Origin of the sequence: Miniphocaeibacter sp., assembly GCF_049276255.1 — a bacterium.
Classification (GTDB): domain Bacteria; phylum Bacillota; class Clostridia; order Tissierellales; family Peptoniphilaceae; genus Miniphocaeibacter.
This window is the reverse complement of record NZ_JBASWB010000056.1, coordinates 37,895-52,729: the sequence shown is the minus strand read 5'-3', so window position 1 is coordinate 52,729 and position 14,835 is coordinate 37,895. Positions and strand designations below refer to the sequence as shown.

Genomic DNA, 14,835 nt, shown 5'->3' with positions numbered 1-14,835 from the left:
AAGATTTTCATTTTCCTTCACCAACACCATAAATTACAGAATCATGATATCTCGTTTGTTATAATTCAACAATAAAATTAAAGGACCTACTTTTGACTAGGTCCTTCACATTTTTTATATTATTTTTTATTGTGAGCTATTTTTTAACGGCCCTTTCATTTATACAATTATAAACATTGTTTACCAATTGATTTGTATTCTTTTAATACTAAATCCAATAAATCTTTTGCTTCCTTTATAATTTTTTCATCTAATGGCGTAAAAGGAAATATTGATTTTGTATTAATATCTAACCCTCTATGTTTCATTAACTCTTTAAATAATAATGAAAAGTTACTATCTAGATCATATAACGGCATTAACTTATTAATACATAACTGAATATTATTCAGTGTAGAAAAATCTTTGTTATTTGCAGCCCGAACCCAGTCTTTCCAAATTTCCGGTACTATATTTGATAGGGCTGCTATACAACCAGCTCCGTTATTAAATATATTAATTAAGAATTGATCATCATAACCTGAATATAACTCGAAATATTTAAAATCAGAGTCCAATTCTCTTAACAAAGCTGTAGTATGATAATAATCAAGCACAGAATCTTTTAATCCTTTAATATTTTTATTCTCAATAAGTAGATTCTTTAAAGTATCCTTGTTTATACTATTTCCTGTTCTAGCCGGAAAGTTATAAATGAATATATCCCCCTTAATATTTTTAGCTAGTTTATCATAATAAGCATATATTCTTTCTTGGTTTAATCCATAATAATAAGGAGTAACTATCACAGCCGCTTTGTAACCCAAATCTAAAACATAATTTGATAATTCAACTGCATTCTCTAATTTTAAATCTCCCGTACCAGCATATAACTCTACTCTATTATCTGTATATTCATAATAGAATTTAAAAAATTCTTTTTTTTCCTCCATAGAAAGTGTAGTAAATTCACCAGAACTTCCTAAAGCTAAAATCCCATCCATTCCATTATTTATTAGATGATCAATAACTATCTTATTTCCGGATTCATCTATTTTTTCTTCATCATTAAATACAGTAATTGATGGAGTAATTATTTTACACTTCTCCAAATTAACCTCCTAATTCATCTATACAAAATTACATCCTCTTTGAATAGCTGTCTCAATATATCCTAATGATTCAGCTTTCGTTAACTTACCATTTAAGAAATCTATAAATTCTTCAAATAGTTCATTTGCTAATTCATCAACAGTTTTTTCTCCATAAATAGTTGGACTTGAATCCCAATCTAAATTATCCGGCATTTTTTTATATGTTTCTCTGTTACCAGTAATTTTTATTACAGGAGCTATTGGATTACCTGTAGGTGTTCCTCTTCCTGTGGAGAAAACAACTATTTGACACCCCCCAGCTACCATACCAGCCACAGAAGAAGGATCATTTCCTGGAGTATCCATAATTACTAATCCTTCCTTTGTCTTTAATTGTTTTGAATAATCATAAACAGCATTAACAGTAGTAGTTCCCCCTTTATGAATACAACCTAAAGATTTCTCTTCTAAAGTAGTTAATCCTCCCTCTTTATTACCAGGTGAAGGATTACCTTCTCTAACTTCCTCCCCAGTATTTAATAATATGTGCTTTTCATATCTATGCACTATATCAAATATCCTATCTCTTACTTCATCATTTTTTGCTCTTCTAGCAAGTATATGTTCTGCTCCGATAAATTCAGTAGTTTCACTTAAAACAGTAGTTCCTCCCTCTTCTACTATTTTATCACTTAATGCTCCAATAAGTACATTTGAAGATAGTCCGGAAGTAGGATCTGACCCTCCACATTCTGTTCCTAATATAATTTCTGATAGTGGGAATTCTTCTCTTCTTAGTAAAGCGGCTTCCTCAGACATTTCTTTTGCATACCTAACAGCTTTTTCAATAGTTTTTAGTGTTCCACCTTCTTCTTGTATGATTAGACTTTTTATAGTTTTATTTGTTCTTTTCTCTATTTCTTCCTTAACTAAATGTAATTGTGCATTTTCACAACCTAAAGAAACTAAAACTATGCCATATACATTAGGATTAGCAGCAAATCCTGCAATTGTATCCATAGTATATTCATGATCTATACCTACTTGTGAACATCCTAATTGATTATTAAATGTTACTGCATCTTTTACTTGACTTGCTATTATTCTTGTAGTGTCAGATGCACATACACTACATGGTAAAATTAATATATGATTTCTAATACCAATTCTTCCATCAGATCTTTTATATCCCCAAAAAGTTCTCATTTTCCCCCTCCTATACTAATTCATCCAAATTTTCTCTAACCCCAATAACATTGTGTTCGTGGACATGGTTACCAATATGTATATCTTCTGATGCAACTCCTATATGTTCCCCATATTTAACTATATGAGCATCTTTTTTTATTTCATTTCTAGCTATTTTATGATAAATTTTAATATCATTTATCGCCTTAAAAGAATTAATCTTTCCATCTAAATCCATATAAACTACATCATTGTTTTTTTCGATTTTTTCTCTTGCCACAACAACATTATCTTCTTTACTAATCAATACAGCATTAATTTCTTGCATAATATTTCCTCCTAAATAAACTCAAGTTATTGTTTTGCTTTTGGTGCTCTCCAATCTTTTTTACTAAAATCTTGTCCTTCTAAAGGTTGTGCAGGACAACCATATTTTTTTGCCCACCAACTTGTAATGATAGGTATTAATATTGCTGTAACTACTACAGAAGCAGCTACTTGTGTTGTTGCTGTTGCAACAAAAGGTGCCCATGTTTTATCAACCGTTGCTACTACTGCAGGAACAGCTATAGCATTACCAGCAGTTGTTGAAACAGCCCATCCAGCATATCCAGGCCTTTTATTTATTAATCTATCGCACAATACTACTATAGGTCCACTTATAAACACTGTAATTAAACCTAATAATATTCCAGGTCCACCACCAGCAATTATATCAGTGATATTTATTCCAGCTCCTAATGTAATTCCTACAAAAGGTAATAATAGAGATACTCCTGGCGCTAAAAACTCTGATAAACTTTTGTCTATGTTTCCTAAAATCATACCAAAAATTATAGGTACTAATACAGCAACTAAAGAAACTATTGGAACATTTGCCAATCCTGAAGCTCCTAAAGTCAATAATGTTAAAAAAGGACCATCATTTAAAGCTAAAAAGCTCATTGCTGTCTGATCAACTTCATCACCATATGTAACATTTAAAGCCAAGTATAAAGATCCATTTGAATTGGTAATCGCACTTATAATTGCCAACGTAGTTAATCCTAAAAATCCAGCCATTCCAAACACTTTACCAACCGCAACTCCAATTATAGCTCCTACAGCATATTTAGAAAGTAATAAAACTCCTCCTCTTTTTACAACTTCCATTAGCTCTTTTATTCTTAACTGACTCCCCATACAAACCAGTTGAACCCCCATAATTGCTGTTGCTCCTGCATTTGTAAATACAGCTGTTGTAAAAGATCCAATCTGTAAAATTTCTGGAAAAAACGTATTCACAATAGCTGATAAAAACATAGGAACTATCATCATTCCTGCTGGTACTTTTTTCAAAAATTTCATTATCATAAAGATCCCCTCCTCTTGTTCGTAAATTAGTATTAATTTGTATATACGTATATAGTGATTATAGGATAACCGATAATTAATTATTTGTCAAGTAAATTTAATGAATTTTTACATTGATAATCCATTAATCATCTATTTTTTATAAATTAACTAAAAAATGGTTAAACTAAAAAGTTTAACCATTTTAAACAATATTTGTTAAGATATAAAGATTACTCACCTTTTATTACCTAACATTTTACTTTAAAAAATTATTTTCTTATAGTTTACAAAAAAGATTTCACAGGCTCAATATACTTGTTCAAAACTATCTACACTATATTTTTCCAATATCCTTCCTATAATACATTCCATCAAAATCTATTCTAGCAATATTTTCATATACTATGTTTCTTGCTTCCTCTAAGGAGTCTGCAAGGGTAGTTACAGAAAGTACCCTTCCTCCATTTGTTAATAGGACTTCCTTTTCTAGTTTTGTTCCATTGTGAAATACTATAATGTCCTTGTCTAATTTATCTAATCCTACTATTTCCTTATTAGTTTCATATTTGTCAGGATATCCTCCAGAACAAAGAACTGTTGTTAAGCAGTATTCTTCTCTCCATTGTAAATCATCTTCAGATATTTCATTATTCATAGTTTTTAAAATAACATCTACTAAATCCGATTTAAGTCTTGGTAGAATTACTTCTGTTTCAGGATCTCCAAACCTAACATTAAATTCTAATACTTTTGCTCCTTCTTCTGTAATCATAAAACCAATAAATAAAATACCATTATAGGCTAAGTCTTCCTTTTCTAAAGATTTCTGAATTTTTTTTGCAATAGTGTTTAATTCTTTTTCTGTATTTTCATCTAGTAATGGATTTGGAGATATGCAACCTACTCCTCCAGTATTTTCCCCTATATCTCCTTCCCCTATTTTCTTATAATCTTTTGCAGGTTCTAGGGGAACTATATTATTTTTTGATACTAAACATATTAATGAAGCTTCAAAACCTTGTAGAAATTCTTCAATTACTATTTTATTTCCTTCTTCACCAAAAATCTTATCTAAAAATATTTTATTTAAACTTATTATTGCTTCATCTTTGTCCTTACAAATAAAGACTCCTTTTCCTTTGCAAAGTCCGTCAGCCTTAATTACCAATGGATATTTAAAATCATCTAGTCCTTTTAATGCACTATTATAGTCTGTATAAGAAAAATATTTTGCAGTAGGAATATTATTTCTTATTAAAAATTCCTTTGTAAATTCCTTACTACCTTCTAATTGTGCAGATTTTTTATTTGGCCCAAAAATCTTTAACTTGTTTTCTTCGAATAAATCAACTAATCCTTCACATAAAGGATTTTCTGGACCTACTATTGTTAGGTCTATATTGTTATTTTTTGCAAAATCCAATATTTCAAAATTGTTAGTTAAATTAACACTTTCTGCAATTTTATTTATTCCACCATTACCAGTAACAGAGAAAATCTTATCTACTAACTTACTTTGAGCAATTTTCCAGATAAGTGCATGTTCTCTTCCACCATTACCTATTACTAAAATCTTCATTCTATCTCCTTATTAGTACCCTTCTTCCATTTATTTCAAGTTTTTTGTTTTCTATTAGCCCTAATGTTTCAACTAATATTTTATGCTCAATTTTCAAAACTTCCTTCTGTAATTCTTCTGCAGTTATTTCATCTTCTATTTTAAAAGGCTCCTGCATAATAATAGGACCAGTATCTACTCCTTCGTCTACAAAATGAGTTGTAGCACCAGTTACTTTTACTCCGTATTCTAAAACTTTTTCATGTACAGTTAATCCATAAAATCCCTTACCACAAAAACTTGGAATTAATGAAGGATGAATATTAATTATTTTGTTTTTATAATGCTTAATTATTTCTCCAGGTACTATTCCCAAATATCCTGCTAATACAATTAAATCTATTTTTTTATTATTAAGAATTTCCAATAATTCTTCTTCATATTCCCTTGGGGAATTGTAATTGTTTTTAGATAAATACCTTGATTTTATCCCATGTTTTTCCGCTCTTACTAAACCATAAGCATTTTTCGTATTTGAGATTACAATTTTAATTTCACTTTTTAAGCTGTTTTTTTCTATAGCATCAATTATACTCTGTAAATTACTTCCACTTCCTGAAATCATTACAGCAATATTTAATGACATAGAATTACTCCCTCTTCCCCTTTTACAACTTCTCCTATTTCATATACTTTTTCATCTAATTCCTTTAAGTAGTTTAACACATCATCTTTTATAGCTTTATCTATAAAAAACACTATTCCTGCTCCCATATTAAATGTTGAATACATTTCCTTAGTTTCTACATTTCCCCATTTTTGTAGCAAATTAAATATTTCATGTTTTTCAATATTTTTAGTATTAACCCTTGCTGTTAAACCTTCTGGTAATGATCTTGGAATATTTTCATATAAACCTCCACCTGTTATATGAGAGATTCCATTTATTTTAAACTTTCTTACTAAATTTAATAAAGGTTTAGTATATATTCTAGTAGGTTTTAATAATTCTTCACCTAATGTTGTTCCCAGTTCTTCAATATACATATCCAACTTATAATTCATTTTTTCAAATATTATTTTCCTTACTATTGAATAGCCATTACTATGTACTCCAGTAGATGGTAGGGCTAAAATAACGTCCCCTTCCTTTATGTCTCTTTTGCCATCAATTATTTTATTCTTGTCCACTATACCAACAGCAAAACCAGCTAAATCATATTCATCTTCTTCATATAGCCCCGGCATTTCTGCTGTTTCTCCTCCAATTAAGGCACAACCACCTTTTATACAACCATTTGAAACACCTTCAACTATTGAATACATTTTTTCAGGAATTAATTTCCCTGTAGATATGTAATCTAGGAAAAAAATAGGTTCTGCTCCCTGGCAAAGAATATCATTTACGCACATGGCAACACAATCTTCACCTACGGTGTTATGTTGGTTCATTTTAAATGCCAACATTAATTTTGTTCCAACACCATCTGTTCCTGATACCAATACCGGTTCTTCATAGTCGTCTTTATTTATTCCAAATAAACCAGAAAATCCACCTATGTCAGAAATAACTCCCTCTCTAAAGGTTTTTTTAATTAGAGGCTTTATTAATTGTATTTCCTTATATCCTGCTTCTTTATCTACGCCTGAATCTTTATATGTTAAACTCATAATTTTCTCCTTATGCAAAATATTTTTCATAATATCCCTTGTTGCCACAACAATCTCTAAGTCCTTGTAAACTTAAGTGATATAGAGAATCTGCCTGTATTTCTTTTGCAACTTCTTTGAAACTTTTACCTCGACTAATAAGATTTTCTTCATTTGGAATATCTATACTTAAGTCATCTTTATTAATTACAGGTGGAGATGCAATTCTTAAGTGAACCTTTCTAGCTCCAGAATCCTTTAACATCTTAATTAATCTTTTTGTAGTAGTACCTCTAACTATAGAATCATCTACTAAAATAATATCCTTACCTTTTACATTTTCAACTATTGGGTTAAGTTTAATATTTACACTTTTTTCTCTATTTTCTTGGTCTGACTCAATAAATGTTCTTCCTATATACCTGTTTTTTACTATACCTTCCATATATGGAATTTTTGAAGCATAGGAATAACCTAACGCTGCAATTATTCCAGAGTCTGGAGCACCAACTACAATATCTGCCTCTGTCTTATTTTCCTCGTACAAGGCCTGGCCAGAATTATACCTTGCCCTATATACACTTACTCCATCAATATAGCTGTCGGGTCTTGCTATATAGACCATTTCAAATAAACAAAGTTTAGCCTTTTCATTTGAATATTTTATAAACTCATGACCAGAACCTGTACCTATAAATATTTCTCCAGGTTCTAGGTCCTTTAATAATTTATACCCAATTGAGTCTATTGCACAAGTTTCAGATGAAATAACATATCCTGTATCATTAAATCCTATAGAAAGTGGTTTAACTCCATAAGGATCTCTTACGGCAACAATTTTGTCCTTGTCAATATACGCAAGACTAAAAGCTCCTTTAATACCTGCAAAATATTCTCTTAATTCTTCCTTGCTCCCCTGAATTTTTTCTCTTAGCTCATCATAGGAAATATTAGAAATAATTTTACCATCTATTACCATTGAAGAGGATATTCCATTTTTCTTTGAGACAAAGGGCATTGGATTTTCTTCTTCAAATCTAAAGGCATATTTCACATACCCAATACCCTTATTACCATTAAATTTTCGTAATACTTTGTTACTAAAATTTTCTCCTACTAACCCTTCTCCTACTAAATAATTTAATCTTTCATTTTCAATAGTTGCAATTCCAACTTCAGCCTGTCCTCTATGCTGAACTCCATAAAGGCCATATTGTAAATATCTTATAGCTTCAATATCCTCATTATTGAAAATTCCGAATATTCCACTCATAATACACCTAAATCTCTAAATCTTGATTAATTTTAATAATATCGTCTCTACTTTTTTCTCTTAGATTTCTAATATTATTCATTATTTTTTCATCATTTAATGCTAAGATTTTTCCAGCTAAAATCGCTGCATTTTCTCCCCCATCTATTGCTACTGTAGCAACTGGTACACCTTTTGGCATTTGTACAATAGATAATAATGCATCTAAGCCCTCTAAGGATTTTGATTTTACCGGAACCCCTATAACAGGAATATCTACCATAGCTGCAATAACCCCAGCTAGGTGAGCAGACATTCCTGCAATTGCTATTATTACTCCTATTTCTTCTTCCTCAACTTTTTCACAAAAATCCATTAAAACATCTAAAGATCTATGAGCAGAAATAACATTAACTGAATTTTCTATTTCTAATTCATCTAACTTGTTTTTTACCTTTTTTGCAATTTCCTTATCGGAAATACTTCCCATTATTACAGCTACTTTCATTACTTCCTCCTATTTATTAAAGTAATTAACTCCAGATTCAATAATCTTAGAATATCCTTTTATATTGTTATTAATAAATAACCCTTCCTCTATTCTGTCTACTAATCCTATTAATCCTATTACCCTACCACATGGACTAACTAGACCATCTACAGATAAGTCGGAATTAAATATATTTTCTGTAAATGCCGTTACTATTTGATTATTCTCAATTAGTTTTTCCTTTGCTTTTCCTAATAAAACCCTTCCCTGTCTAGTAGCTACTGGAGCTGTATATAAACTTCCTACTTCCATATTAGATAACCAAGGAGAATTTTTAGAAATAACCTTAATGTCTACTAAATCCGAATTAAAACCATCATATTCATTTTTAGCAATTTCTATTGTACTTCCCTTTTTAATTTCTCCAAATTCTATTAACCCAGAGTTTACAAGACCCGTAAAGCCAGCTCCTAAACCAATTACTAACCCTTTTCTATTTTTTATTAGCTCTTCAACTGCTTCTTTTATGGTTTCCTCTGAAAGAATTAATTCTATTAATTTCCCATTACTTTCTAATTCCTCACCCATTAAAGCACCATTTGCAAAAGCTAAAATATTATTTCTTTCTATTGCCTTTTTAAGTTCTATATAGGATTTTTCAACTAGTTCTTTTGTTAAGGTGTTAAATACTATTTTTTCAACCTTAGCTCCTGCTTTTATAAAGCTTCTTTCCAAATCATATTCTCCATTTGTACCTGGGAAAACTGGAATTAATACTTTTGCCTCTTTTTCTATTGATTTTTCAAATTTATTTGTATTATAGTTAAAATCTACTACTTCTTTTTCATCTTTAGCTTCTTCTATAGGATATACATCATTTAAAACCTTAAGGGTGTCTTCCTTTAAAAGCTCTATTGATATTTTCTCATTATTAATATTAATTAAAGAACTATTATTAGTTTGACCTATTATTTCACCAATATTTTCTAAATTTTCCACATTATTATTGGCAACTTCAATTATTATAGACCCAAATAAATTTTTAAATATCCTATCCTCTATTTTTTTATCTAAGTCAACTCCTATATTATTTCCCATTGCCATTTCTACAAGGGCTTTTCCAATTCCACCAGAAGCTATAGTAGAAGCTGATAGTATATAACCCTTGTTTACAAATTCCTTTATTTTTCTATATTTATCTTTTAATATATCTATATTCAAAAGACCATTTTCCATTAAAGGAACTTCCACTAATAATATAGTTGACTCTTCAGATTTTAATTCCCTACTAACTATATTCTTTATATTTTCCTTTGTAACAGCAAAAGAAATCAAGGTAGGAGGTACAGTAATATCTTCATAAGTACCACTCATACTATCTTTTCCACCTATGGCAGGAATGTTTAAATCCTTCATTGCCTTGTAGGCTCCCAATAGAGAACTAACTGGTTTGCTCCATTTATCAGGGTTTTTATCTAATCTTTCAAAAAATTCTTGGAAACTTAATCTAGCCCTTGAATAATCCCCTCCTAAGGCAACTATTTTAGCTAAGGATTCAATTACTGCATAATAACCACCATGGAATTGACTTTTTTCTGCTAAATAAGGATCATAACCATAGGTCATAATTGAACAAGAATCAGTATTCTTGTTTAGTACTGGAAATTTTGCTACCATTCCCCCTTGGGTCGTTATTTTATTTTTTCCTCCTAGTTGGGAAAGTACCGTTCCTTTTCCTATACTATTATCGAAGTTTTTAATTAAACCTTTTTGAGAAGCATATTTGATATTAGTTACATATTTTTTAAGATTATCTTCAATAGTTAAATTTTCATCTAAATTATTATTAAATAAATAATCTACTTCCTCTGGACTATTTATATTTATATCAACTTGTTTTCTAGCACCATTACTATTTAAAAATTCTCTAGATAGATTTATTATTTCTTTTCCTCTCCAGATCATTTTCATTCTTGCTTCTTCAAAAACTTCTGCAACAACTGTAGCTTCAATATTTTCTTTTTTAGCTAGGTCTAAAAATTCATCAATATAATTCTTTTCAACAACTACTGCCATTCTTTCCTGGGACTCTGATAAAGCTATTTCTCCTCCATGTAGGCCCTGGTATTTTAACGGAACAGAATCTAGGTCAATAACTAAACCATCTGCTAGTTCTCCAATAGCTACTGCAACTCCTCCTGCTCCAAAGTCATTACATTTTTTTATTAATCTAGTAGCCTTCTCGTCTCTAAACAATCTCATTATATTTCTTTCAGCTAAAGGATTGCCTTTTTGCACCTCAGCTCCGGCAGTTTCTAAAGAGGTTTTGTCTTGTACATTTGATGAACCAACAGCAGCACCTAAACCATCTCTACCAGTTCTAGCACCTAAAAGTACAATTAAGTCTGTTGGATTTGGATTTTCCCTTCTAACCCATTTCTTTGGTACAGCTGCAACTAAGGCTCCTAGTTCCATTCTCTTAGCTTCATAACCATCATGGTATATTTCCTTTACCAAGCCTCCAGCTAATCCTATTTGATTACCATAGTCACTATAGCCTTCCATGGCAGACTGACATATTTTTCTTTGAGGTAATTTTCCCTCTAAGGTATTTTCCAATTTAGTTCTAGGATCTTTAGCTCCTGTTATTCTCATTGCTTGATGAACAAAAGCTCTTGAAGAAAGTGGATCTCTTATTCCTCCACCAATACAAGTATGGGCTCCACCATAAGGCTCAATTTCTGTAGGATGATTATGTGTTTCATTTTTAAACAGAAGTAACCAATCTTCCTCTTGTCCTTCAACGTCAACCTTAACTTCAATACTACATGCATTTATTTCGTCTGAAACTTCCATATCATCTAATAAACCTAGTTTTCTAAGTTCCTTCATATTAATTGTTGCCATATCCATTAAGGTAACAGGTTTACTATTATTATGGGCAAATTTTCTAGATTCTAAATATTCATTAAATACTTTTTCTAAAGTATCCTTATATTTACCTTCCTTAAAGTTGATATTTTTAATTTCAGTTAAGAAAGTAGTATGCCTACAATGGTCTGACCAGTATGTATCTATTGTTTTTAATTCCCAAATATTAGGATTTCTATTTTCGCTCTTAAAGTAATTTTGAACAAATTTTATATCATCTAAATCCATTGCGAAATTTGAAATTATTTCCTTTAACTCTTCTTCATCCATATTAATAAAATTATCTACTATTTCTATAGTATCTTCACAATCTTCAAATACGAAAATAGAGGAATCATCTAATGGAATTTCTTTACTATCAACATTGTTAATATAGTATCTTTTTATTTTTTCTAAATCAGCATCATTTATCCCTTTTAAAATTACAACTTTTGAATGCTTTATAAGTATATTTTCATAGCCAAAGAATTTTTTAATATATTCATTTGTCATATCTTCTCTTTGATTATACTGTCCGTCTTTACTTTGTACTCTAAATCCTTTTTCATCATCTTCTAAAATAATTTTATTTTCATAAAATATATCGGTATTATCATTTTTTAATAATTTAGCTTTTATATTTTCATATTCCTCTTTAGTAAAGTTGGAAAAATTAAAAGCGTTAATAACCCTAACAGATTCTAAATTTTCCATACTAAGAAAACTTTTAAACTCCCTGTATAATTTACAATTTTCTGAATTGAATTCTTTCTTTTTTTCAATGAAGATAGTCTTATTCATGATTCCTCCTTGTATAATTAAGAAAGCCAAGATGGGTAAGTTAATAAACCTACCCGTCTTGGCTTTTCTCCATTCGGTGTATTGCATAGCAATTATATCGCTTGGACCAGCAAAGTCTTTAACTTTCGGAACCCTAGATATACTTTATTATATTTGCTTGTTAAAATAAATATTTTCCTAATTCCATCGGATCTATATATTCATCACCTTTATAAACTCTCATATTTCCACCGGATAGCTCATCAATTAATATAATTTCACCACTACTAAGCTTTCCAAACTCTAATTTAATATCATAAAGAGTTAATCCTTTTTCTTCTAATTGCCTTTTAATAATTCTAGATATATCTTTAGTAAGACCAACTATCATATGATATTCCTCTTCATCTAAAAGATTTAAAATAGACAATGCATCTTTAGTAATTAGAGGGTCATTTCTTTTGTCATCCTTTAAAGTTATTTCGGTATATGCCGGTAGGTTCATACCTTCCTTAGCATATAATCCATATCTTCTAATAAAGCTTCCTACAGCCTTAAATCTACATATAACTTCTAGTCCCTTACCAAATACTTCAGCTTGTTTTACAACCATAGTATTATTTTCAATATCAGCTGAAACATAATGAGTAGCAATATTATTTTCCTTTAACTTTTCAAAAAAGAATTTAGACATTTTTAAATTTTCTTTTCCTACTCCTTCAATTGATAATCCTACTTGATTAGCACCAGGATCAAAATGTCCATCTACTCCTGTAACATCATCTTTAAATTGTAAAACTAGATTTCCGTCTTCTCCTTTATAAATATCTTTAGTTTTTCCCTTATATAATAACTCCATATATTTCTCCTTATTATTAGAAAAAGCTCAGAAAGGTAGGTTAGGCGAAACCTACCCTTCTGGGCTTTTATCCCTTAGGTGTAATACTTTGTGTATTTATATCGCTTGGACCAGCAAAGCTTTAAGCTTTCGGAACCCTAGATATACTTTCGCCCATAATGAGCTTTGTTTCAAATTTTAAAAATTATAATTTTATACTATTATAAAATAATATTAAGATGTTGTGTAATTTGGTGATTCTTTCGTAATAGTAATATCATGAGGATGATTTTCTACTAAGGAAGCAGAAGTAATTTTTATGAATTTAGCTCTTTCATGTAAATCCAATATAGTCTTACTTCCAGTATAACCCATTCCAGCCCTAACTCCACCAATTAATTGGTAGATGATTTCAGTAATTTCTCCTTTGAAAGGTACTCTACCTTCAACACCTTCTGGAACAAACTTCTTGCTGTCCTCTTGGAAATACCTATCGCTACTACCTTCTTTCATAGCTGCAATAGAGCCCATACCTCTATATTCCTTATATCTTCTTCCTTCATATATAACAATTTCTCCAGGACTTTCTACAGTACCTGCAAATAATGACCCTGCCATAATAGTACTTGCACCAGCTGCTAGTGCCTTTGTAATATCACCAGAATATTTAATACCTCCGTCTGCTATAATTGGTATATTATATTTCTTTGCTACATTATAACAATCTATAATAGCAGTAACTTGTGGTACCCCAATACCTGTAACAACCCTTGTTGTACAAATTGAACCAGGTCCTATACCAACCTTAACAGCATCTGCACCAGCCTTTATTAAAGCTTCTGTTGCTTCGCCTGTTGCCACATTACCTGCTATAATTTGTAAATTAGGGAATGATTCTTTAATCATTTTTACTACTTCTAAAACTCCTTTAGAATGACCATGGGCAGTATCTATAACAATAACATCAACACCTGCTTCTTCTAATGCTGTAATTCTTTCTAAACAGTCCTTAGAAGTACTAACAGCTGCCCCTACTAATAATCTTCCCTTTTCATCTCTTACGGAGTTTGGATATTTAACGGTTTTCTCTATATCTTTTATGGTTATTAAGCCTTTTAACTTATACCTATCATCAACTAATGGTAATTTTTCAATCTTATGCTCTTTTAATTTTTCCAAAGCTTCATCCATAGTTATATCAATATCACCTGTTATTAGATTTTCCTTTGTCATAGCTTCATCAATTGGCTTATCAAAGTCAGTTTCAAATCTAATATCCCTATTTGTAATTATTCCCAAAAGTACCTTGTCCTCATCTACAATAGGAACTCCAGAAATTTTATACTTTGACATAATTTCTAAAGCTTCTGATATTTTGTGTACAGGTGAAAGGAAAAATGGATCAGTTATAACACCTTGCTCTGAACGCTTTACCTTATCAACCTCTATTGCTTGTCTTTCTATTGACATATTCTTATGTATTATTCCAATTCCACCTTGTCTAGCCATAGCAATAGCCATTTTTGATTCTGTTACAGTGTCCATACCTGCACTTAATAATGGTATGTTTAATTTTATCTTTGATGTTAAATTAGTTTTTACGTCAGTATCTGCTGGTAAAATTTTTGATTCTAAAGGTACTAATAAAACATCATCAAAAGTTAAACCCTCTCCAATAAACTCCATAAAATCTCCTTTCAGTTTTTATATAGTAATTTAAAAATAAAAATAATGATATTTATTAAAAATTAACAGAGATTT

At 30.3% G+C, this 14,835-nt stretch carries 12 protein-coding genes; all 12 read right to left on the bottom strand.

Annotated elements, in window-relative coordinates; genetic code table 11:
• Window positions 1-167: 167 nt before the first annotated feature.
• The 12 genes from WAO56_RS07210 to guaB all read right to left on the bottom strand — a co-directional run bounded on the left by WAO56_RS07210 (window position 168) and on the right by guaB (window position 14,760).
• The gene (locus tag WAO56_RS07210) at window positions 168-1,091 is read right to left on the bottom strand and encodes a dihydrodipicolinate synthase family protein (protein ID WP_422142763.1); all 924 of its coding nucleotides are present in this window, start codon (window positions 1,089-1,091) and stop codon (window positions 168-170) included.
• Window positions 1,092-1,109: 18 nt separating this feature from the next.
• Window positions 1,110-2,279, bottom strand: coding sequence for a UxaA family hydrolase (locus WAO56_RS07205; protein ID WP_422146305.1), 1,170 nt, complete (start codon window positions 2,277-2,279; stop codon window positions 1,110-1,112).
• Between the two features lie 10 nt (window positions 2,280-2,289).
• Window positions 2,290-2,589 carry a UxaA family hydrolase gene (locus WAO56_RS07200; protein WP_422142761.1) on the bottom strand — a complete coding sequence of 100 codons (300 nt, stop codon included), beginning with the start codon at window positions 2,587-2,589 and terminating at the stop codon, window positions 2,290-2,292.
• A 26-nt stretch (window positions 2,590-2,615) separates the two neighbouring features.
• The gene (locus WAO56_RS07195; RefSeq protein WP_422142760.1) at window positions 2,616-3,614 is read right to left on the bottom strand and encodes a 2-keto-3-deoxygluconate permease; all 999 of its coding nucleotides are present in this window, start codon (window positions 3,612-3,614) and stop codon (window positions 2,616-2,618) included.
• A 316-nt stretch (window positions 3,615-3,930) separates the two neighbouring features.
• Entirely contained in the window at window positions 3,931-5,175 is a 1,245-nt protein-coding gene (purD, locus tag WAO56_RS07190) for a phosphoribosylamine--glycine ligase (protein ID WP_422142759.1), read from the bottom strand.
• A gap of 1 nt (window position 5,176) precedes the next feature.
• Entirely contained in the window at window positions 5,177-5,800 is a 624-nt protein-coding gene (gene purN / locus WAO56_RS07185; protein ID WP_422142758.1) for a phosphoribosylglycinamide formyltransferase, read from the bottom strand.
• Entirely contained in the window at window positions 5,791-6,825 is a 1,035-nt protein-coding gene (gene purM, locus WAO56_RS07180) for a phosphoribosylformylglycinamidine cyclo-ligase (protein ID WP_422142757.1), read from the bottom strand. The genes purN and purM overlap by 10 nt, the downstream gene beginning before the upstream one ends.
• A 10-nt stretch (window positions 6,826-6,835) precedes the next feature.
• Window positions 6,836-8,077, bottom strand: a complete 1,242-nt coding sequence (locus WAO56_RS07175) for an amidophosphoribosyltransferase (RefSeq protein ID WP_422142756.1) — start codon at window positions 8,075-8,077, stop codon at window positions 6,836-6,838.
• Window positions 8,078-8,084: 7 nt separating this feature from the next.
• Window positions 8,085-8,564: a 5-(carboxyamino)imidazole ribonucleotide mutase gene (gene purE / locus WAO56_RS07170; RefSeq protein ID WP_422142755.1), complete on the bottom strand. Its 480-nt coding sequence runs from the start codon at window positions 8,562-8,564 to the stop codon at window positions 8,085-8,087.
• Between the two features lie 9 nt (window positions 8,565-8,573).
• Window positions 8,574-12,257, bottom strand: a complete 3,684-nt coding sequence (locus tag WAO56_RS07165) for a phosphoribosylformylglycinamidine synthase (RefSeq protein ID WP_422142754.1) — start codon at window positions 12,255-12,257, stop codon at window positions 8,574-8,576.
• Between the two features lie 160 nt (window positions 12,258-12,417).
• Entirely contained in the window at window positions 12,418-13,095 is a 678-nt protein-coding gene (locus WAO56_RS07160) for a phosphoribosylaminoimidazolesuccinocarboxamide synthase (protein ID WP_422142753.1), read from the bottom strand.
• A gap of 213 nt (window positions 13,096-13,308) precedes the next feature.
• The gene (gene guaB, locus WAO56_RS07155; protein ID WP_422142752.1) at window positions 13,309-14,760 is read right to left on the bottom strand and encodes an IMP dehydrogenase; all 1,452 of its coding nucleotides are present in this window, start codon (window positions 14,758-14,760) and stop codon (window positions 13,309-13,311) included.
• Window positions 14,761-14,835: the final 75 nt, after the last annotated feature.

What these genes read in the sequence shown, in the direction of transcription:
- WAO56_RS07205 (WP_422146305.1), bottom strand. Translation starts at nt 2,279, where the DNA reads ATGAGAACTTTTTGGGGATATAAAAGATCTGATGGAAGAATTGGTATT.
- WAO56_RS07200 (WP_422142761.1), bottom strand. Translation starts at nt 2,589, where the DNA reads ATGCAAGAAATTAATGCTGTATTGATTAGTAAAGAAGATAATGTTGTT.
- WAO56_RS07195 (WP_422142760.1), bottom strand. Translation starts at nt 3,614, where the DNA reads ATGATAATGAAATTTTTGAAAAAAGTACCAGCAGGAATGATGATAGTT.
- purD (WP_422142759.1), bottom strand. Translation starts at nt 5,175, where the DNA reads ATGAAGATTTTAGTAATAGGTAATGGTGGAAGAGAACATGCACTTATC.
- purN (WP_422142758.1), bottom strand. Translation starts at nt 5,800, where the DNA reads ATGTCATTAAATATTGCTGTAATGATTTCAGGAAGTGGAAGTAATTTA.
- purM (WP_422142757.1), bottom strand. Translation starts at nt 6,825, where the DNA reads ATGAGTTTAACATATAAAGATTCAGGCGTAGATAAAGAAGCAGGATAT.
- WAO56_RS07175 (WP_422142756.1), bottom strand. Translation starts at nt 8,077, where the DNA reads ATGAGTGGAATATTCGGAATTTTCAATAATGAGGATATTGAAGCTATA.
- purE (WP_422142755.1), bottom strand. Translation starts at nt 8,564, where the DNA reads ATGAAAGTAGCTGTAATAATGGGAAGTATTTCCGATAAGGAAATTGCA.
- WAO56_RS07165 (WP_422142754.1), bottom strand. Translation starts at nt 12,257, where the DNA reads ATGAATAAGACTATCTTCATTGAAAAAAAGAAAGAATTCAATTCAGAA.
- WAO56_RS07160 (WP_422142753.1), bottom strand. Translation starts at nt 13,095, where the DNA reads ATGGAGTTATTATATAAGGGAAAAACTAAAGATATTTATAAAGGAGAA.
- guaB (WP_422142752.1), bottom strand. Translation starts at nt 14,760, where the DNA reads ATGGAGTTTATTGGAGAGGGTTTAACTTTTGATGATGTTTTATTAGTA.